Genomic DNA, 20932 nt, shown 5'->3' with positions numbered 1-20932 from the left:
GTGTTTCTCCTGGAGGTCACGGCATTTTGCGGCATCGGCATGGTCGCGCGGCGTCAGAGCTGGGCGCGCACGCCAAGGCTGATCCGGCTGCCCGAGAATTCGTACATCGTCGGAAAGGAGGGATCCATCGTATAGCCGGTGGTCTTGGCATTGCCGACGTTGATGCCCTGCAGCTCCACGCGGACGTTGGCCGTGAGCTGGTAGCTCGCCGCCACGTCGAACTGGCCGTAGGCGTCGCGGTACACCGGGTACATATTACGCTCGATCCGCTCCACATAGGCGCCCTTGCGGTTATACGAGACGCGCAGCGACAGGGGACCTTTGTCATAGAAGACAGTGGCGTTGTACGTCCGGTCGGCGAGCCCGATCGGCGCGGTGGCGATGTCGAGGTCCGATTGACCCGTCAGCGAGCTGTCGAGGAAGGTGACATTGGCGTTCACGCCGAATCCGTCGAGCCCGTCGGTGAGCAGCGAGAAGGGCACCACCGCGTTGAGCTCGACGCCGCTGATCGTGTACGAACCCTCGGCGTTGACCGGCTGGTAGACGTCGAAGTCATACACGCCGTCAATCGTGCCGTTGGCGTTGTACTTGGTCACATCGGGCACCACCGCGGTGAGCTGGTTTTGAATAACGCCTTTGATCTTCTTCCAGAAGTAGGATCCGGCCAGGATCCCGCCGCGACCAAGATACTGTTCCGCGCCAACCTCCCACTGATCGGCGAAGGTCGGCTTGAGGTTGGGATTGCCGTCAGTGAAACGGAAATCGTTGAAACTGGCGGTTCGCTTATAGGCAAGATCGGTGAGAGCGGGGCGGATCAGCGTCTGTGAGGCCGCAGCGCGCAGGTACAGGGATCCGGTCACTTCGGCATGCGCGTTGAAGGAGGGCAGAAACTTCTCGTAGTGACCGCCGCTGGCGATCGGCGTGTCGCTGTAACCGGTTGAGCCGTCCGGATTCTGTACCTGGTGAAAGCCCGCCGAGCGGATGGTGGTTCGCAGGTAGCGTCCGCCGAGATTGACAAAGATCGGCAGCGGCGCCTCGACCTTGAGATCGAGCATGGCGAAGCCGGCGATCGTCTCCTCGCGAACACGGTAATATTGGCCATCGTCGAATGGCGTGACGAAACCGTCAGGGCGGAAGATGGCGCGCGCGTCGTCGTTTGACACCTGCCACCAGTCCAGGTCGCGCGCCTGATAGGTCTTGCCGCCGACGATCTCGGTGACGCTGTGCAACGGACTGTCGGCCAGAGTGCGCCGGTTGACATAAGCGGTGCTGCCGCGGGTCGGCCCTTGGATCTTTTCCTCGCCGTAGCGGCGCTCGTTCGTCTTGTTGGTGTATCTCCCTCCGAGCGTGACCTTCTCGAGCAGTGGCGCGACGCCGGTGAGGTCATAGGCCGCGCTGGCCTGGGCGGCGTATTTGTCGTCGCGGATGCGCTCGCGCGTCGTTTCATATGCCTCGAAAAGATAGGATGACGGCGCGTCGTACATGTCGATCGTGCGCGGCGCGTCGCTCGGGATCGTCTCGCCGCCCGTCCTGGTATAGCGGGTGCGAGAAGGAGCAAAAGCGACGTGCTTCAAATTGGCGGAATCGCGCGTCTTCTTCGCCCCGGAATAGCCACCGAGTGCGTTGATCTTCCAGCGCCCGGTCTCCCAGTTCAGTTCGCCGCCGAACTGACGGTAATCGGTCTCGTTGAGATATTGTTTGCTCAGGAATTCGTGCTGCGTGTTGGTGTACGACACGTCGCGCAGCACAGTGATGCCGTCATCGCGCAACGTGCTGGCATCGAAGGCGTGGATCGTCTGCAATGTCGAGTTGCTCGAGGCCGCATAGCCGGCGGCGTCATACTCGTCCTCGGTGGTGTCATAGGAGCCGACGAACGCGTCCAGTGCCACGCTGAAGCTCTTGCTCGGCTGATATTGCACCGAGCCGGACAGGCCGAGCCGATCCTGATCGTTCTGGTAGACGCGGTCACCCACTTTATCGATGAACACGATGCGGTTCTTGTCGGCGTCCGTGAAGGTGATTCCGGCGTCGCGCTGCAGTACCGCGATCGCCTGGTTGCGGTTGTTGCCGCTGCGATCGGTCCAGCGCGAGATAGGGCGAAAGTTGATACCTGAGTTCGAGTCGGTACGATTGGTGCGCTGCTGCCGCGCGGCCGAGAAGAGCACGCCGAAATCACCGAAGGTCTGACTGGCCAGGAAAGAGAAGTTCGGGTCGATCTTCTCCGAGATGGAATTATAGGCACCCTCGACGCTGCCGACGAGGCGCAGGCCGGGATCGTCGAACGGTCGAGCGGTGCGAATATAGACCGAGCCCGCAATGCCGCCCTCCTCGTCAAGAGCGGTCGGCGACTTCTGTACCGTGACCGACTGAACCAGCTCCGACGCGAAGGTCTCGAACTCGACATCGCGGCCGCCCGAACCAGAGGCGGTCGCCAGCTTGTTGATCGACACGAAGGTGAACTCGCTCGGCAGGCCGCGGACGTTGACGCGCGTCCCCAGGCCCCGATTGCGTTCGATCGTCACGCCGGGCACGCGCTGCAGCGCTTCCGAGAGGTTCTGCTCGGGAAAGTCGGCGATGTCCGTGGCGACAATCGAGTCGGAGAAGCCGATCGTATCGCGCTTGATGTCGATCGCTTCCTGCAGGCTGCGGCGATAGCCAGCGACGACGATCTCCTCGCCGGGGGCCTGCTCCTCCACGCGTGTGCTCGCGACCGTAGCGGGAGCAGGAGCCGTCTGCGCCGTGGCGGGGATCGCCAGGCCGCTTACGGCGGCACCGAGCAGGTAGGAGATCGACAGATTGTTGCTGCTACGATGAGCCATTTATTCGTCCCCTTGTCGTTCTCGTCGAAGCCTGCAAGATCAAGGCAAGCGGCATCGCTCCTCGGAGCTTGATGGCGTGAAGATCAAAAGATTTGCATTATGCTCAGAATTTCACCAGCGCGGCTAATCAGCCGTACTGCTCGCGCCTTTTCCCTGCATGATCATCCCACAGGCGCACTTGCAGTACAGGTGCTGCGGTAGCGTAGTACCGTGACCTTTGCCTGAGCGATCGTCTTTGGAAGAGCTTCGTCCCTGGTGCCCATGTAGACCCGGTGGCCGACGCTCATGACGTCCCTGTTACGATGCTGGCGTATTTCTCATCGAATTGGCGCACCTGGCCCGCCGAAGTTCAAGTATTTTGTATCATGTTGTTTCCGGTGAGCGCGGGCCCGCTCTGGTAAGGCTGCACGGTCCGAGCGCCCCCTCTGCGATCGCGACCCGCCGCCGCCCTGCCGTCACCGATGATCCTGGTCAGGGCTGGCGCGGGGCGTTGCTAGCCTTGCTGGATAAGAGGGAAATCAGCTTGACCGACCGTCGCGCTGATGCAGTTGGTGCTCGTCTGCCGTGAGGCGAAGACCTAAAACCGGCATGAAAGGACAGTAAGCTGCCGTCAGGCGACAGCCTTCTTGAAGCCAACGGGTAGATCGGTTGCATGGTCGGGCAGTGACGCAAAGGAGGCAAAGCGCGACCGCTCGGCCGCCCGACACATGGGGCTATTTGCTCGCGCATTTTGCCAAAAGTCAGTTGTGGCATGCCAGCACCTTGCTGTTCGGCTTCTTTCTGACCGAGGCGTGCGGGCTTGGCGCTCGCACCATGGGGTTGGTGATGGCCGCGTCCCTCGCGGTCAATGCGGTGACGGACGCCGCCGTGGGACTGTGGTGGAGCAGCATGGCGACAACGATCGCCACGGCAATGCGGCGGCAGGCACTAGCCGCACTCGCAACCTGCCTGTTCTTCCTGCTGTTCTGCGCGACGCCGTTGTTCGGGATGGAGCACCGGCCATGGTGGGCGATGACGACGCTGATGGCGTTCCGGATCGCCTATCCCTTCATCGATGTGCCGCAGAACGCGATGGTGGCCTGGATCGCACACGGGCCCGAGGCGCGCTACCAGCTGCTCGCACGGCGCAACATCGTCTCGGGGCTGGCCAGCCTGGCGGTGGGGATATGGGCGGCACCTTTGCTCATCCACGGCGCGAGCATGTCCGGCTGGCTGATTTGGGCAACCTGCGTGTCGCTGCTCGTCTGCGTGAGCGCATGGCGGCTGAGGGGATGGACGGGCGAGCCAGCAAAGGAGCTGCCATTTGATGAAGCCGGCGAGGAAGCGCGCATTCCCTTCGCGCTCTTGCTGGCCGCGTTGGCGGTGATGATGATCGCGTCTTCGATCTTTCGCTCGCTCGAACCCTATTACGCTGCGTTTGCCGGCAAAGGCGTGGACTTATTATGGTGGGTGGCGATTTGCGGCATGGTGAGCCAGCCATGCTGGAACGCCGTTCGGCGCCGTACCGGCGGATCCGTCATGCTGACGATGGCGGCGGTGCTGCTGCTGCTCGCCGTGATCGTCCTGCTGGGGTCGTGGCGCGCGGCGCCGATCGGCGCTGCCATGATCGGCCTTGGTTTCGGCGCCGGGGCGAGCGGATTATGGCTGATGTTGTGGGCAGCGATGATGGCGCGCGCGGCGACGAAACGCGCTTCCGCTCATGTCGGCGTCTTCACCTGCGTCTCCAAACTGGCGCAGGCAGCGGCCATGCTGCTGCTGGGGCAGACATTGGCGCTCTCGCCCTATCGTGACACGCTGGCCGACCCATGGTCCGCGCCATCGCTGCTGATGGTCGCGGCGCTGATCGCGATCGCGGGGGTAAGCCTTGCCCCGGTGCCGGACTTCCTGCCGATCAGTCGAACAGCGTTCCGTGGAAGACCAGTGAAGCAGCACCGAGCGGTCCCGCCAGATCGGGCGGCAGAGCGGCGACGTCGAGCCGGGTCGCCGGCGCCCGCACGTCGCGACGCGCGGGCCATGCCGCCTCCGGCCATGCCGCTGCCGCGATGATCCGCTGCGCCAGGGCGCGCGGCAGCCGACCGCCCAGGATCAGCGCCTCGGGATCGAGCGTGAAACGCAGCGCGCCGAAGATCTGGGAGAAGGACGACTGATGTTCCTCCAGCCACGCGGACACGCCGGGCCAGTCGGGGTTGAACCGCGCCACCATGTCGGCGATCCCCGTCGTTTCCGCGCCATGATCGGTGAGGCAGGCGCGCAACGTGGTCAGGTTCGGCGTGGTGCGACCCATAAGCGGGAACAGGCCCGCGATCTCACCACTATTACCATGATGCCCACGCATCAGCAGACCATCGACGACGATGCCCGCGCCAAATCCGGCCGCGATGTTCAGGTAGCAGAAGCTGCGGTAGCGCGAGCCGACGCCTAGCAGGCGCTCGCCGAGGGCGGAGGCGCCAGCGATATTCTCCACCGTAACCGGCAGCGCGAGCTGGCGCGAGGCCACGTCACGCAGGTTGAGCAAGGCCCAATCCTCCAGTTCGTCGCTTGGATTGACGGTGCCGGGCGAGACGAAGAAGCCGGCCATGGCGATCCCCAGGCCCTTCAATCGGGTTTGATCGATCTTCATCCCGGCCAGTGCGTGCCGGCCGAACGTCACGGCCGCGTCGAGGATCGCCTCGCGCGGCATGCCGGGCAGCGTGACCTCCTGCCGGGCGCGCACGGTTCCGCTCAGATCGAGCAGTATCACGTCGGCACGATCGGTCATGATCGACAGCCCCAGCGCAAAGGCTGCCTCCGGCTCGATATGGATCATGGTGCTCGGCTGCCCGCGACCTGCTGCGACCGCTTCGCCCGCACGCACCAGTCCGGCCGACGCCAGTTCCTCGGTCGCGCGGAAGATCGCGGTGCCCGACAGGCCGCTCTGCTGGATCAGCGCGGATCGCGAGACGCTGCCATGTCGCCGAATTGCGGCGAGTACGGCACGTGCCCTCCCGGAGATATCTGCGCCCCTTGCCACCGTTCGCCCCTGCAACAAGCCGCTGCCTTACTCAAAGCGGCGAAGTCCGACCACCTACAAGCGTCTGTCAAATAAATATCACACCGAACGATATATGGAGTGTCGCGAGAAAATGGGGGAATGATTCGCGATGCGCTACCGGAAACAAGGGACGTGGGTGCTGTTGGCCGGAACCATGCTCAGTGCCGGACCGGCGTGGGCACAGGCTCCAACGTCCGCACCTGTCGAGGCGTCGTCTCAGACGACCAGCGACGGCGGCGAGGGCGAGGATATTGTGGTCACCGGTTTCCGTGCGTCGCAGCGGTCGGCCACCAAAGCCAAGCGTGACTCCGCGGTCATACTGGATGCGGTGTCGCAGGACGATGTGGGGCGCCTGCCCGATCTCAATATCGTCGAGGCCAGCCGGCGCATCACCGGCGTATCCGTGGTGGGCGGCGCGGACGCGACCAAGAACCGCGATATCTATCAACGCGCCACCATTCGGGGGCTCGATCCGCGCTACAATCTCGTCACCATCGACGGCATCCCGCTGGCATCGCCCGACTGGGTCTATCGCGGTGCGCGGCTGGAGATGCTGCCGGCCTCGCTGGTATCCCGGATCGAGGCGATCAAGAGCGTCACGGCGCAATATGACCCGCATGCGCTAGGTGGGCAGATCAACATCGTGTCCAAAAGCGCGTTCGACGGTCGCGGCGAGCGCTTCTTCATCGTCAACGCCAACACTGGCTATAACGACACGGCCGGCAAGCTGGTCCGCAGCGGCGGTCCCGCGATCCGTACCGACGCGACCGCGGCGACCCGCTTCGGCCCCGGCGACCAGTTCGGGTTAGTCGCTTCCGTCGAATACCAACGACTGCCGTCCACCGCCCGCGCCGAGCTGCCCGGCGACACCAACGGCGCCGGCTGGAGCTACTTCACTGCCGCCGGCGCTCGCACGGCGTTCCCCATCCTGTCGACCGGCCATCTCGTCCCGGTGCGCAACCAGGACTATTTCTTCGAGAACATGCGCACGCGCCTCAGCGGCAACCTGAAGCTGGAATGGCGGCCCGACGACGCCACCGAGCTGGCGCTGTTCGGCGGCTATTATCACGACAGGGATACGGAAAGCCGGTACGAGGTGCTGACCACGCCGACCGGCGCACCGACCGCGGTGACCGCCACCAGCGGCCAGTTCGCGCTGGGCGATCTGCAACAGGGCCTCACCTATCAGCCGGTCACGCGCGACACCTGGCTGATCGACGCCAAGGGTCGGCACGACTTCGGTAACGGTCTGGTGCTCGACGCCACGCTCGCCCGCTCCAAGGCGGACTATCGCGAGCAGCGCGAGATGATCAAATATGACACCAGCCCACGCGCCGGCACCGCGTCCACCGGCTTCCTGCCGCAATACGGCTATAGCTATACGCTGATCGACGGCCGCCCGCGGCTCTCGCTCAACGGCATTGCTGCCGGGACCGATCCGGCCAGCTACAAGGCGCTCTACTACCGCGAGATCGCGCGCGACCTCAATTCAACCGTCGACTTTGCGCGGGTGAACCTCGGTGCCAACGCCACCGCGCAGGATCGTGGCTTCGGTGGCAACATCGGAGCCTCGGTCACGCGCACCGACCTGTCCTATGATCAGCGCTATCAGGAATGGGTGCCCGGCAGCGTGGCAGGCCAGCAGGCGGTGGGCGGCCTCGGCGCGATCATCCATAGCCAGCGACCGGCCACCTATATGACACCGGGCGTGCCGTATCTGCTGATCGACCGTCCTGCCGCCTGGGCGTTGTTCGACGCCCGTCGCGGGTCGTTCGTGGCCACCAACCAGATCGCCAACAACGCCGCCGACGATTTCCGCGATCTGGAGACGACCAAGTCGGGCTATATCCAGGCGCTGTTCCGCGCCGACCGGTTCGACGTTCAGGCCGGCGTCCGCTACGATGCCACCGACCTCGTCATCGACACCTTCCAGGCGCCGACCACGAAGGGGGCCAGCGCCTATGAGCCGGTCCGCCGCACCACCGGTTACGGTTACTGGCTGCCCTCGGCGCTCGCCACCTATCAGCTCGACGACGCAATGCGGGTGCGCGCGGGTGTGTCCAAGACGATTGGGCGGCCCGATTACAACCAATATGCCGCGCGCACCTCGTTCGGGATCGGCACTGACGGCACCCTGACGATCAACACCGGCAATCCCGCGCTGAAGCCGCGCGAGGCGTGGAATTACGACCTCTCCTACGAATGGTATATGGGCGATGCGGGCCTGTTGTCGGTGGCCGGGTTCATCAAGGACATCAGCAACGAGATCTTCACCAGCAGCCAGGAGGGGCCGGTCACGACGTTCCAGGGCGTGACCTATCAGCGCGTCTTCGTCAGTACGCCGCGCAATGCCGCCGGGGCGCGGGTGAAGGGGATCGAGCTGGGCTATACGCAGGACCGGATTGCCGCCTTGCCGGGGCTCGGCCTGAACGCCAATTTCACGTTGCTGGACGGCTCCTACGACCAGCCGGTCAGCCCGGCGGGCGTCGCGTCTGGGTTGCCGGCTATCCGGCGCGCCAGCGGGCTGATCCAGCAGCCCGACTATATCGCCAACTTGACTGTTTTCTACGCCACCGGGCCGGTCGAGTTGCGTGCCTCCTACAACCGGATCGGGCGCGCATTGCAATCGGCAGACGGCGATACATCGACGCGCGACCTCTATCAGGAACCGCGGCAGCAACTCGACCTTCAGGCGCGGTACACGATGGCGCCAGGACTGGAGCTGGTCGGGCAGGTACAGAATGTGACCAAGGAGCCGTTCGTCGTCCGTCAGGGCATCCGGCGCGAGTATGTGAACTATTATTTTCCAGTCGGCCGCATCTTCTGGCTCGGCCTGTCGTGGAAACCGCAATGGTGATCGGCCGGTGGATCGCTGTTCTGGCAGCAGCGGGAAGTCTGACCCTGCCGGCAAGGGCGCAATCGCGCGACCCGGTGACGGTGGTGCTGAAATTCGTCAAGCGCGGCGCACCCGACAGGGCAATAGCGCGCTTCGATCCGGCGTCCTGCCACGCCTGTGCGCCAGTCACCACGCCGCTCTATAATGCGGAAAACGCCCGCGAGACGGTGGTGGCGCTGTCCGTTCCGCGCCAGCGTTCGCTGGAACTGCGTTTCACCGGTCCGGCTGCCGCAGTGCGCCGCGTTATCCTCGAAGGCGGCGACGCACCGTTCCGGCGTGAGCGCGGCGCTACGATCGTCGAGGTGCCGCCGCTCGCGGGCGACGCGATTACGGCTGCCGAAGTCGCGACGCACATCGTCGAGCCCGGCATGGTGCTTCGCTTCGAACATGCCGATCCGGCCCGCCGCGCCGGCATGTACGCGACCGGCCGGTTTCCGGTGACGGAGCGGCGCGCCGCCAATGTGCTGGAGTTGGCGCAGCGAGAGGTGATCCGCACCTTGGGGCTGGGCGAAGAGGCCGAGCGTCGCCACCTCGGGCGTATCCAAGTGATGGGGTTCGACATCAACGCACCCCACGGCCATGTCGATGCACCGCCTCATATCCATATGCACCTGCGCTGGCCCGGCAATACCGGCACCCAGATCGGCCATTATTATATCGGCCCGGATGGTTTGCTGACCCACAACCAGGTCGGCGTGAAAGGCAGACCGGGCGGCGAGCGGCGGTTCGCTCGCGGGGAGACGTTCACCACGGTGAGCCCAGACGGGCAGGGCTTTTACTTTCATCGCATCACGCAGGCCGGTTGGCTTGAAATCGGCAGGCCGGGCGGCGTCTCCTGCCTGATCCGACCGTCCTCCGCCGGCGGTTTTCAGGACGGTGCCCTGATCGGCTGCGGCGACGCCGCCCCCCGGCACCTCAGCGTCGAGGACAGGATCACGGACGGAGTCATGACGGTCATGACTGACGCGATCGTCGAGACCTTCCGTTATGATCCCGACACGGGTCAGCTCCTATCCCCCGCCGCGCCCCCGCCGGTGACGCCCTCCAATGTCGTACCGGAAGCATCGAACACGGCCGTTCGCTAGGGCTCAACCCCGATCAGCGGGGCGAGGCGGCGGCGGGAATTCATCGAGTGATCGCGATCGGGCCGTCGCCATCGGGCGAAACTGTCGGTCGAGCGGTTAGCGAAGGACATCGCCTCGGCTTATCCCGTCCCAACCGCAGATGGAGCGTAACCAAAGCTGGCTATGTTCCTGTGCTCGCGGGCGTGTTCACAATTCGTTCCGTCTGCGCTAAAAGGCATTATGCCGGTGCGCAAGATCATCCACGTCGACATGGACGCCTTCTTCGCGTCGGTGGAGCAGCGTGACGATCCGTCGCTGCGTGGCAAGCCCGTCGCCGTCGGCCATGCCGCGGCGCGCGGCGTGGTGGCGGCCGCCAGCTACGAGGCGCGTACGTTCGGCGTGCGCTCCGCCCTGCCTTCCGTCACCGCGCTGCGTCGCTGCCCCGACCTGATCTTCGTACCACCGCGCTTCGAGGTTTACCGCGCCATCTCGCGCCAGATCCATAACGTGTTTGCACGCTACACCGATCTCATCCAGCCGCTCTCGCTCGACGAGGCGTATCTGGACGTCACAGCCGACAAGTGTGGGCTGGAGACCGCATGGCTGACCGCCAAGGCGATCCGCGCCGACATCCTGGCGGAGACCGGGCTGACCGCGTCGGCCGGCGTCTCGTACAACAAGTTTCTCGCCAAGCTCGCCTCGGACCACCGCAAGCCCAACGGTCAGTTCGCGGTCACGCCCGATATGGGCGCGGCGTGGGTCGAGACGTTGCCGGTGAGCCGCTTTCACGGCGTCGGGCCGGTGACGGCGGAGAAGATGAAGCGCCTGGGCATTGAGACGGGGGCGGATCTCAAGGCCCGATCGCTGGCGTTCCTGCAGCAGCATTTCGGTAGCGCCGCCGGATGGTATCACGCCATCGCGCGTGGCGAGGACGATCGTCCGGTCAACCCCGATCGCGTCCGCAAGTCGTCTGGATCGGAGACCACCTTCGACCGCGACTTGACCGAACCGAGCGAAATTGAGGCCGGGGTGCTGAAGATGGCGGACGATGTCTGGCACTGGTGCGAAACGCGGCAGGCGTTCGGCCGGACCGTGACGGTCAAGGTAAAATATGCCGATTTCCACCAGATCACGCGGCGCCGCAGCCAGCCCGTGGCGGTCACCAGCTACAACGCCCTTCGCCAAGCGGCACTCGAGCTGATCCGATCAGTCCTGCCGACGGAAAAAAGCATTCGGCTGGTCGGCGTGACGGTGTCCAATTTTGTCGAGGTGCAGGCTCCTGGAATGATCGAGCTGCCGATCTTCGTGGAGGCGGCGGCATGATGCTCGATCTGTTCGATGCCCCGTTGCTGCCAGGCTTCACCGCGCGTGCATCGCTGATCACGGCAGATGAGGAGCAGATGCTGATCGAGCGCATCGACGCGACCGACCTCGAGCCGTTCCGCTTCCAGGGCTGGACCGGCAAGCGCCTGACAACGTCGTTCGGATGGAGCTATGACTTCGATGTCGGGCGGCCCAAGGACGCGCCCCCGATGCCGGACTGGCTGCTGCCGCTTCGGGAAAGGGCCGCCGACGTCGGTCGGCTTTCGCCCGAGGCTCTGATCCAGGCATTGCTCATCCGCTATGACCCTGGCGCCGGGATCGGTTGGCATCGCGATCGCCCAGTCTATGGCGATGTCCTCGGCATCTCGCTGGGCGAGCCGGCGGTGATGCGCTTCCGCCGCCGACGTGCCGACGGCTTCGACCGCATATCGGTGCCGCTCGACCCGCGCGGCGGCTATCATATGAGCGGGCCTGCGCGACATGAATGGGAGCACAGCATCGCTCCGATGGAGCATCCACGCTGGTCGATCACCTTCCGCAGCCTGGCGGAGCCACGAAGACCAGGCAGGCAACCAAGCGACTAGCGGCGAACGCGCGCCGCGCCGAACCAGACCGGCCGGACCTGCGCTCCTCGGCCCGGCGAACCATCGTCACTCCGCTGCGGATCGCACACCGGCCTGATGCGCACCGATACCGGCCAAGACCCCGGCGGCCGATGCGAGCGTTGCATTGTGCATGGGGGTCGCGGCGTCTCCCGCTGCCCATACGCCCTGCACGGAGGTGGCACCCCATTGATCGACCTTGATGTAGGGCCCGGATGGTCCGTCGTCATGTTCGCACCCGAGCATGGCGGCTAGCGGCGTCGTCGGTGTTGTACGCGGTGCTGTGAACAGCGCTGCGACCTTCAGCACGCGCCCGTCTGCCAGCCGGACACCCTCGAGTGCCGGAGCGTCGCCGAGCAGTTCGACTACCGGTGTCCGCTCGACCGCCACACCTCGCTTGGCGAACGCCTGGAGCTCGGCCGGTTCGGGTTCGAATTGTCCCTGGGTGAAATACGTGGTCGTGCCCCAATCGGGGATCAGTAACGCTTGGTGTGCCGCCATGGGATGCGCAGCAAGGACCGCGAGCGGCCGGTCGCGCACCTCATAGCCGTGGCAATATGGACAATGCAGCACGCTCGCGCCCCAACGCTCGCGCATGCCGGGGATGGAGGGCAGCGTGTCCGTGACGCCCGTCGCCAGCACAAGACGGCGGGTTCGTTCGTTCCCGCCCGAGGAAAGGCGAACGACAAAGCCGCCGTCCGACGCTTTGACCTCACTGGCCTTGCCTGTCCGGATCTCCACCGTCGGGTAGCGAAGGAGCTGACAGCGGGCGTCTCGCAGGATGGCGGAGGGTGGCCGGCCATCGTGACCCAGCAAGCCATGGGCTTCGTCGGCAAACCGGTTTCGCGGCAGCCCGGCATCGATCACCAGGACCTGCTGCCTCGCACGGACAAGCTGCAAGGCCGCGGACAGGCCCGCGAAGCTGCCACCCACCACGATCACATCGTACATCGCGCTGTCCTCAAAGCACTGTGGATGTTACATGAGTGATCGCTGGCGCTTTTGCAACAGTGAAAGTGGCGTGATAACGTAAGAAGGTATGGAAGAGGAGCGATGCCTTGGACGCGCGCCTGTCGAGAATGCTGCACCTGCTGATCCACATGAGTCGGATGCCAGGGCCACTGACGTCGGAGGCTGCCGCCACTATGTTAGGGACCAACCCGGTTGTTATCCGCCGAACGATGGCGGGCCTGCGCGACGCGGGCTACGTCCGCTCGGTCAAGGGCCATGGAGGCGGGTGGTCGTTGACCCGAGATCTCGACGACATCACCATGCTCGACGTCCATCGTGCGCTGGGGGAGAACCGCATTTTCGCGCTCGGCCCTGCGGATCCGGCGCCGGCCTGTTTGGTGGAGCAGGCCGTCAACGCGTCTCTCGACGATGCGCTACGTGAAGCGGAGGCACTGCTGCTGCGGCGGTTGGGCGACGTCTCCCTCGCAGATATCGCCGCAGACTTCGATCGGCGGGTCGCTGAGGTGCGGCCGGGCGAACGCAAGGCGGTGACAGGGTAGCTGCCGGATACGTCGAGCGTCCGACTCTGGTTTGCTGAATACGGACGGTTCGATCGCGTGTCGTGCTACTGCTGCTAATCGACCTGAGCGCCGCCGGGTTCGAAGCTGTCGCCAATCTTCCTTGTGCCGAGCGCCTTCTTCATCTTGTAGCGGTATGCGAAAAGATCGAGCGCTCAGTCGAGGCGTCGCGCATCGAGACGAACGAGCGATCGAGATGCGGAGCTGGAAAGCGGGCTGTCATCGGCCGCTCTGGGTTCGATGTCGCTATCGTCCCTCGACCAACTCGATCACCCAATCTCCTGCAAGCAGACGCTGCTCGTTCGCCTGGGCTACCTCGATGACCTCGTCGTCGCGGTAGATCCGGACGATCTGGCTTCCTACCGCATCACGCGGCAGTGTGCCGATCTCGTCTGCCCGTACGGCACGTTCCCGCAGCTCGATCCGACCAGCGCGCGTGACCAGGTCAGTGACGTAATCAGCGACATGCGGACCCGTGGTGCATTGTGCGAGCAGCTGCCCACCGAAGCTGACCGGATTGACGATGATGCTGGCACCTGCGTCGCGCGCGAGCAGCTCATTCTCGATCGCGGCAATCGAAACGGCGATGCCCGCATGCGGAGCAAGCCGACGGCAGGTAAGGATGATGAGAACGGCGGTATCGTCACGCCCGGGGCAGACGATGACGTTGCTGGCGGCCTCGACCTTGGCGATCTCCAGCACCCTGTTGTGAGTCGCATCACCCTCGACGGTGGCAACGCCCCATTCCTCCGCGAGCCGCAAGCGACCGCTATCCTCGTCGACGACGACAATCCGTTCGGGAGAATGACCCCGCTCGAGCAGCTCGCTGACCGCGGCGGAACCCGATCTGCCATAGCCGCAGACGATGACATGATCCTTCAACCCATGTCTGACGAGGCGCATACGCCACCGCTCCCATCCTTGCCTCAGCATGAAACTGTAGGCGCTACCCAGAAATATGAGAAAGACGAAGATACGGATCGGCGTGACGACGAACGTGTCGAACAGGCGCGCCGAGTCGCTCACCGGCACGATGTCGCCGTATCCCACCGTCGTAACCGTGATGACGGTGAAGTAGACGATGTCGAGGAAGCTCACCGCGCCATCCGTATTGTCGCGGAGCCCGCTGCGATCGATCCAGTGTCCGCCCAGCGCGATGCCGACAAGCAGCAGCACCGCGACGCCGCGGATCGCCAGGGTGGTGAGTGGGCTGAGCCGTCCCGGACGGTAGAAGCGCGGGCGTATGTCGACTGTCGCGGATCGCGCCGCCATCCGCCCCGGGGTCAAGGCGGGCTGTCCTGATCGGCGATGTCTCACTGATGGGGGGCAGGAGCGAAGTGGATCATGCCGTCATCCTCGATGAAGAGCCCATGCGGGAGCAAGGCTTTTAGTATCTCGTGTGTCGGGGGCCCGAGTTCCTTGGCCGCCGAAGGCCGATTGTCCGTTCAACCCGCGCTCGGCCTCCGCGGCGCCCGGTCGTTCTGGACCGCAGGTGACCAGTAATGTGGCGCAGGCGCACACGTCAGGTGCGTGAGAGCCAGCGGTGCACGAAGCGGTGGACCTCGCGCGAAGCCTCTCGATCCTCCGGCGCGCCGCCGAACCCGCCATGGGGCATGGCCTCGAACACGTGGAGCTCCGCCGGCACGTCCGCAGCAAGAAGCCGGCGATGCATGCGAACCGTGTTCGACAGGAACAGGTCACGCGTGCCCGTCAGAAGGAGCGTCGGCGGAAATCCGGTGACGTCGCCGAAAAGCGGAGAGAGATAGGGATCGGCAAGATCGGCGCCGCCGGCATACAGGCGGTTGTTCGCCATCAGCGAGCCCGGCAGCATGACGTCGACCCCGGCGTTGACGGCGAAGCTGTCGCCGCTCTCGGTCAGGTCGACCTCGGGCGACAGCAGCACCAGCCCGGCGGGCATCGGCAAGCCGTGGTACTTGGCGCGCAACAGCATCGCTGCGGCAAGGTTGCCACCGGCGGAGCGCCCTCCGACGACAAGGCGTCGAGCAGGATAACGCTCCAGCGCTGCCTGGTAGACCGCCATACAGTCGTCGAGCGCCGCCGGGTAACGATGCTCGGGTGGCAGGCGATAGTCGATGCTCCAGACCGTCACCCCCAGCTGATCGGCCTGCACGCGCGCGCCGTGACGACAGGCATCCCCGCCGCCGAACACCAGCGCGCCCCCGTGTAGCTCTAGGTACACCGCGTCCGTGGCGATCGCCGCGGCCGGCGTGGCGACATGGACCACCGCGTCGTCGAACCGCGTCGTCTCGACCGCCGCCTGCGGCACCTCGGTCGCGCTCGCGAGCAGGCGCGCGTAATTGGCATCTGCCGACGCTTTGACCTTTTCCCATCCGGCCACGTCGTCGTGCGCGGGCATGACGAAGAGCGCGTGGATCGGCACGCCGTCCGGCCCGATCAGTCGTTCCAGCGCTACGCGTGCTTCGGCACTGATCGACGCGGGTGACGCTATCGTGCGCGCTTCGAGCCGAAGCGACCGTTCGTCCGTACTCATCTGCTGCTCCGATCCTTTCGGCGAAATGCTTGGCAGCACGAGGCACACGCGCTCGCATCACCGCGATCATAGGTCGAGCACCGCCTGCACGAGGTAGGTGCCTGGCGCCAGCCTCGCGCAACTGGCGGGGAGGGGCCGCCCGCGCTCGATCGTCACGGGGCGCCCCGCGCCGAACCCCGAAGCATGGCGCGCCGCAACCCAGATACGTCGGCCGCGCACCAGGTCGATCGCGGCGGATCCCGCCCGTGCCAATCGCAGGCGTCGTTCTGCCCGACCAGCATCATGATCTCGGTACGGCCGAGGATCACCGCTTCGGCCCCGGAAGCGACGAGGCGCGCGATCTCGCAGTCGTGCGTCGAAGGTAGGTGTGCGCGACGATCAGCGTCTTCCGCTCAGCAGACGGACGAGCGCCGCGGCGATCGCTTCATGTCCCGCCGCGGTCGGGTGCCACGACGCCCCGGTGTCGGAGCGGCCGACGGCATAAGGCGCGGCCGAGCAGGAGTCATGGCCGCGCGAGAGCGCGCCGACGCGCAGCAGCGTCGTGCGCTCGCGCCGCGCGACCGCCGCTGTGACGCGCGCGAGGCGGCGGAAGGTTGCCCGCGCCCCCGCCAGCCCCGCGGCGTCGTAGGGGACCGAGGCGCAGGGACGCGCCGGCAACATGTCGAGATAGTCGACGAAGATCAGCCGCGCGCGCGGCGCACGGCGGTGCACTTCGCGCGCTACCTGGGTCAGGTTGCGTTCCAGTCGCGCCCATTCCGCCGCGGTCGGTGCGGGAGCGCGGCCGCAACGGCCAGGCTCGCCGTCGCGCGCCGGGGTGCACTCGGCGCGGGCGAGGTCGCCCACGAGATGGACGTCGTTTCCCCCGATCGTCACCGTCACCAGCCGGGTCGCGGATGTCAGGCGGTCGAGCTGCGCGGGCAGCTCGTCCCAGGCGTGGAGCAGATGCTCGGTCGTAGCGCCGCCGCAACTCGCGTCGACGAGCTCGAGGTGGAGCCGCGCTGCGACCAGCCGGGGGTAATTGTTGACGGTCTGGCCGCATCGCACCGGCGTCGACGGGGCCGGCGCGCCGATCCGCGCTCCTGCCGCATAGGAGCTGCCGAGCGCCACGTAGCTCGACCCCGGCGGGAGCGCGGTGGGGGGCGCCGGCGCCACGGCGAAAGCGAGCAGCGCGACGGCACCGCGCATCAGTACAGCATCGCCCAATCGGTCGGGCGCCACGCCGACACCGCCTCCACCTGCACCAGCGCGGCGGTGTCGATCAACTCGGCGCGGCGGCCGGCGAACTGCACGAGCCCGGCGGCGTTGCGCCGGCGTCGCCACATGCGGTCGGCGTAGCCACGCATCGCGTCGAGGTCGCGACGGTCGCGCGTGGCGTCGGCGAGCAGCAGCAGGTTCTTGAAGTAGATCGCGTTGAAGGGCGGGGGCTGGTCGTCGAGCTGCCCGGTTGCGACGAGCCGGGCGCGGCTCGCCGCGGCGATGCGGCGCGCTTCGGCGAGGTAGCGCCCCTCGCCAGTGGCGCGCCACAGCAGCACGTTGACGCCGACCGGTACGCCCTGGTTGTAGCTCCACACGCGCGGCTCGATCGTGCCGTCGCGCTTGATATGGTCGGCGTAGAGTCCGTCGCGTCGCTGCAACGTCGCATTGGTCCATCGATAATATCGCAGCCCATCGTCGAGATAGGCGCGCTCGCGCGTGATCAGGTACAGCCGCACGCCGAGCTCTGCCGCGGGCATGTTCGACACGGTGTTGCGGTCGCCGTTGTCGCTTTTCTGCGTCCACACCACTCCACCCGGTGAGGGCAGCCCCTTCTCCTCGGACCAGCCCGAGCGAATGAGCGCGAAGATCGCGCGCGCGCGGCGCAGCGACTCGGCGTCGCCCCGGAAGAGGTGATGCTGCACCTCGGCGAGCCCGACCCACTCATTGTCGTCGTAATAGAGATCGTCGCCATGGCCGAGCGGCGCGACCACCTTGGCAAGATGCCCAGCGACGCCGGTGGTCGAGGTGGTCGACCAGTAACGCTGCTGCGCCGCGCGCGCCTTGGCGAGCGCGGGCGCGAAGCGGCGGCCGGCGGCGCCCGGCATCATCGTGAGGTCGAGCAGCGCGACATGCGCCTGCGAGAAGGGCCATTCGGTCGAATAGCGCTCGTCGCCCGCGCGGGGCGGGTGGTACTCGCGGTAGAGCCCGGTGCCGTCGCCGACCGCGAACGCCTTCTCAAGCGCCGCGTGCCAGGCGAGCGCGCGCGCGCCGGGTGCGGGGGCGGTCGCCGCCGTGCCGCGCGTGCCGGCGAGCGCCAGCGCGCCGCCGACGAAGGCGCGGCGCGTGGGATGCGCCGCCATCAGAAGCGGAACCGCGCGCCGAGTGCGAAGACGCGGCTCTCGTAGCGGACGTCGCGCGGGTAGCTCGCATTGGCCAGACCCGGCACCGCGCGCAACGCGCGATAGGGCGACCCGGTAATGTTGCTGACGTCAAAGGTCAGCGTCACCGCCTCGATCGCGGCCACCGACAGCGAGAAGTCGAGCCGCTCGATCGGCCGGTTGAACTCCGCGCCGATCAGCTGGCCGGCATTGTCGGTGGCGAAGAAATTGGTCACGCGCGAGCGCCAATTGTACGCCAGCCGCGCCGACACGGGCCCCTTCTCGTAAATGCCGACCGCGTTGTAGCTCCACTTCGACACGCCGGGGATGTCGCTGTCCTGCCCGGCCTCGCCGAGCGCGATCGGCAGCGCCTGCGAAGCGTCGATATAGGTGGCGTTGAGCTGGGTGCCGAAGCCGCTCAGCACGCCGGGCAGGAAGTCGAAGAAGGTCTGGAACGCCACCTCGGCGCCCTGCAATCGGCCCTTGCCGCCGTTCTCGGGCCGGTTGACCGTCACCGGCGTGGCGAAGCCGAGGTCGACCTGGCTGTTGAGGTTGGTGATGAAGCCCTGCACGTCGCGGCGGAAGATCGCGCCGGTCAGCGAGCCCGTCTTGGAGAAATACCATTCCAGCGACGCGTCATAGTTGGTCGACAGGATCGGTTGCAGGTCGATGTTGCCGCTGTTGCCGGTGATCGGCGTTGCGCCGGGGCTGCCGATCGTCACCGCCGGGTTGAGCTGGTTATACTCGGGACGGGTGCGGGTTTCGGTCGCGGAGAGGCGGAGCTGGAGCTGGTCGGTGAACTTGGCGCGGAACGAGGCGCTGGGCAGCACGTCGACATAGTTCTGCCGCGAGGTGGTGGTTCGAAGCTCCCCGCCGACCAGCGCATTGCCGGTCAGCTGCGCCTTGGTGTTGACGATCCGCGCGCCGACCACGCCGTCGACCGGCACGCCGCCGATATCGAAGCCATAGTGGAACTGGCCATAGAAAGCGTAGGATTTCTCCAGCGCGTCGAGCCGCTCGTTCTGAACATAGGCGGGAATGTCCGAGTTCCACAAAGCGCGCTCGCCCTGCGCGCTGGCGGTGCCGATCTGGTCGAGACCGCTACGCGCGAGATCGCGCAGCGCCTCGATATTGTCGACGATCCCCGCGCGCGTCGGCGCATACCACTGGCTCAGCCCGGGCGCCTGGCCGCCGCGGAAGCCGCGGTCGATCGGCGTACCGGTGTCCCCGCCGGGGATGTCGGAGAGGCGCAGGCCGAGCGGGCGCAGCGTGGCGTAGCGGCCGCCGCTCTGCAGCCGCGCGTCGCGGTCGGTCAGGCGGAAGCCGACGTCGACCTGGGTGATGACGGGCAGCTCGGTGTCGAGCTTGAGGTCGACGCGCCACTGGATGCCCTTGCCCGTCGCCAGCGAGCGGCGGTCGTAGATGCCGCGCAGAATGTAGCTGTTGGGGTCGTTGGCGGCGAAGCCGGGCAGGCCGAACTGGGCGCCACCGTCCTGCCCGCCGATATCGAAGACGAGGTTGGCAGACTGCGCGGTCGCGGGCGCGAAGTCGACGTTATAGTCGGTATATTCGGCCTTGGAGTCGGTATAGGCGAAGTCGGTCGTCAGCGTCGCGCGACCGGTCTTCCACGATCCGCCGATCGCGCCCTGATAGGCGTTGGTGCGACCCGCGCGCGTGCTGCGCGAGAAGTCGATACCGCGGCCGTTGGCGAAATCGGGGGTGACGGTGACGCTCTCGAGCGTGCCGGGCTCGGCGGCGTTGCGCACGATGTTGGTCAGCGCCGGGTTGTTGTTGACGAGGTCGAAGCCGGCGAAGTCGTTGGCGACGTCGGTCCGTGCGCCCTGGAACAACCCGTCGACGTAGAATTCGAGGTTGGGGGCGGGGCGCCACTGGATCGTGCCGTTGACCGACGGCCGCCAGCGCTTGCCGCGGTCGTAATAGACGCCGGCGCTCTCGGGCAGCACGAAGTCACGCGGGCCGTCGACCGGCTGGTTCGCGCCGGGGCTGACGATGTTGCCGTTGATGTAGCGCGACGAGGTGAGATAGTGGAGCTGGGTGTAGGACACGTTGACCAGCGCGCCGAGCTCGCCGATCGCGGTGTCCCAGCGATCCGTCACCAGCACGTTGAAATTGGGATCGTACTTGCGTGCCTGGTCGCCGTAGGTGCCGCGCACCGCGCCCGCGATCTGGAAGCCGTCGAAGTCGAACGGACGGCGCGAGCGCACGTTGATCAGGCCGGCGATGCCGCCCTCGATCAGATCGGCGCTGGTGGTCTTGTACACCTCCAGCCCGGCGAGCGCGCCCGCGGGGAAGTCCTGCAATGCGACGTTGCGCAGCTCGGCGGTGAACATCTCGCGGCCGTTGTAGGTGGTGGTCAGGTTGGGCAGGCCGCGCACCTGCACGCCGCCGGCCTCGTCGCTGCTGCGGTTGACCTGCACGCCGGTGATCCGCGCCAGCGCCTCGGAGGCGTTGTTGTCGGGCAGCTTGCCGATGTCCTCGGCCACCACCGCGTCGACGATCTGGTCGGAGTCGCGCTTGAGCGCCTGCGCGGTCTGGAGGCTGCGGCGCAGCCCGGTGACAACGATGTCGCCCGAGCCGGGCGTCGCGGCGACGGCGCCGTCCGCCGCGGCGGGCGGCCCGGCCTCGGCGGGTGCCTGGCCCTGCGGCGTCGCGGGCGGCGCGTCCTGCGCCACGGCCACGGCGGGCCACAGCGAGGCCGCGGCGAGCGCAAGCGCGGAGGTCCGCGCGAGCTGGTTCAATCGGATCATGGTCACTCTCCCCTGCTTTTTTGTCGTTGCAGTC

The 20932-nt window shown here is 66.4% G+C and carries 13 protein-coding genes and 1 pseudogene; 6 read left to right on the top strand and 8 right to left on the bottom strand.

The window, feature by feature from the left end:
- Window positions 1-53: 53 nt before the first annotated feature.
- Window positions 54-2819: a TonB-dependent receptor gene (locus ACMGDM_RS01680; protein ID WP_436802405.1), complete on the bottom strand. Its 2766-nt coding sequence runs from the start codon at window positions 2817-2819 to the stop codon at window positions 54-56.
- 717 nt (window positions 2820-3536) lie between these two features.
- Here ACMGDM_RS01680 and ACMGDM_RS01675 point away from each other — a divergent pair.
- Complete coding sequence (locus ACMGDM_RS01675) at window positions 3537-4865, top strand: MFS transporter (protein WP_436802404.1); 1329 nt, start codon at window positions 3537-3539, stop codon at window positions 4863-4865.
- Between the two features lie 268 nt (window positions 4866-5133).
- Here ACMGDM_RS01675 and ACMGDM_RS01670 read toward each other — a convergent pair.
- Window positions 5134-5577: pseudogene (locus ACMGDM_RS01670) on the bottom strand (ROK family protein); the annotation flags it as partial.
- 382 nt (window positions 5578-5959) lie between these two features.
- Between ACMGDM_RS01670 and ACMGDM_RS01665 the strand changes: the two are divergent.
- The 4 genes from ACMGDM_RS01665 (at window position 5960) to ACMGDM_RS01650 (ending at window position 11717) form a co-directional block, all read left to right on the top strand.
- Window positions 5960-8707, top strand: coding sequence for a TonB-dependent receptor (locus ACMGDM_RS01665; RefSeq protein WP_436802403.1), 2748 nt, complete (start codon window positions 5960-5962; stop codon window positions 8705-8707).
- Complete coding sequence (locus ACMGDM_RS01660) at window positions 8701-9831, top strand: hypothetical protein (RefSeq protein ID WP_436802402.1); 1131 nt, start codon at window positions 8701-8703, stop codon at window positions 9829-9831. The genes ACMGDM_RS01665 and ACMGDM_RS01660 overlap by 7 nt, the downstream gene beginning before the upstream one ends.
- Before the next feature lie 219 nt (window positions 9832-10050).
- Window positions 10051-11133, top strand: coding sequence for a DNA polymerase IV (gene dinB, locus ACMGDM_RS01655; RefSeq protein WP_436802401.1), 1083 nt, complete (start codon window positions 10051-10053; stop codon window positions 11131-11133).
- Window positions 11130-11717, top strand: coding sequence for an alpha-ketoglutarate-dependent dioxygenase AlkB (locus tag ACMGDM_RS01650; RefSeq protein WP_436802400.1), 588 nt, complete (start codon window positions 11130-11132; stop codon window positions 11715-11717). The genes dinB and ACMGDM_RS01650 overlap by 4 nt, the downstream gene beginning before the upstream one ends.
- Window positions 11718-11783: 66 nt before the next feature.
- Here the strand turns inward: ACMGDM_RS01650 and ACMGDM_RS01645 are convergent, their stop codons facing one another.
- Entirely contained in the window at window positions 11784-12686 is a 903-nt protein-coding gene (locus tag ACMGDM_RS01645) for an NAD(P)/FAD-dependent oxidoreductase (RefSeq protein WP_436802399.1), read from the bottom strand.
- 107 nt (window positions 12687-12793) lie between these two features.
- Between ACMGDM_RS01645 and ACMGDM_RS01640 the strand changes: the two genes are divergently transcribed.
- A complete protein-coding gene (locus ACMGDM_RS01640) occupies window positions 12794-13246 on the top strand; it encodes an Rrf2 family transcriptional regulator (protein ID WP_436802398.1) in 453 nt (150 codons plus the stop codon).
- A 264-nt stretch (window positions 13247-13510) separates the two neighbouring features.
- Here the strand turns inward: ACMGDM_RS01640 and ACMGDM_RS01635 are convergent, their stop codons facing one another.
- From ACMGDM_RS01635 to ACMGDM_RS01615, 5 genes are all read right to left on the bottom strand, one after another.
- Window positions 13511-14536, bottom strand: coding sequence for a potassium channel family protein (locus tag ACMGDM_RS01635; protein ID WP_436802397.1), 1026 nt, complete (start codon window positions 14534-14536; stop codon window positions 13511-13513).
- 250 nt (window positions 14537-14786) lie between these two features.
- A complete protein-coding gene (locus ACMGDM_RS01630) occupies window positions 14787-15776 on the bottom strand; it encodes an alpha/beta hydrolase (RefSeq protein ID WP_436802396.1) in 990 nt (329 codons plus the stop codon).
- A 378-nt stretch (window positions 15777-16154) separates the two neighbouring features.
- Window positions 16155-16961 (bottom strand): SGNH/GDSL hydrolase family protein, encoded by an 807-nt coding sequence (locus tag ACMGDM_RS01625; protein ID WP_436802395.1) that lies wholly within the window; start codon window positions 16959-16961, stop codon window positions 16155-16157.
- Complete coding sequence (locus ACMGDM_RS01620; RefSeq protein ID WP_436802394.1) at window positions 16961-18112, bottom strand: glycoside hydrolase family 76 protein; 1152 nt, start codon at window positions 18110-18112, stop codon at window positions 16961-16963. Before ACMGDM_RS01620 ends, ACMGDM_RS01625 begins: the two co-directional genes overlap by 1 nt.
- Window positions 18112-20898 (bottom strand): TonB-dependent receptor, encoded by a 2787-nt coding sequence (locus ACMGDM_RS01615; protein WP_436802393.1) that lies wholly within the window; start codon window positions 20896-20898, stop codon window positions 18112-18114. The genes ACMGDM_RS01620 and ACMGDM_RS01615 overlap by 1 nt, the downstream gene beginning before the upstream one ends.
- Between the last annotated feature and the right edge of the window lie 34 nt (window positions 20899-20932).

Origin of the sequence: Sphingomonas larreae, assembly GCF_051400595.1 — a bacterium.
Lineage (GTDB): Bacteria > Pseudomonadota > Alphaproteobacteria > Sphingomonadales > Sphingomonadaceae > Sphingomonas.
Note: the sequence above shows the minus strand (reverse complement) of the source record. Positions and strands in the feature narration are given on the sequence as shown.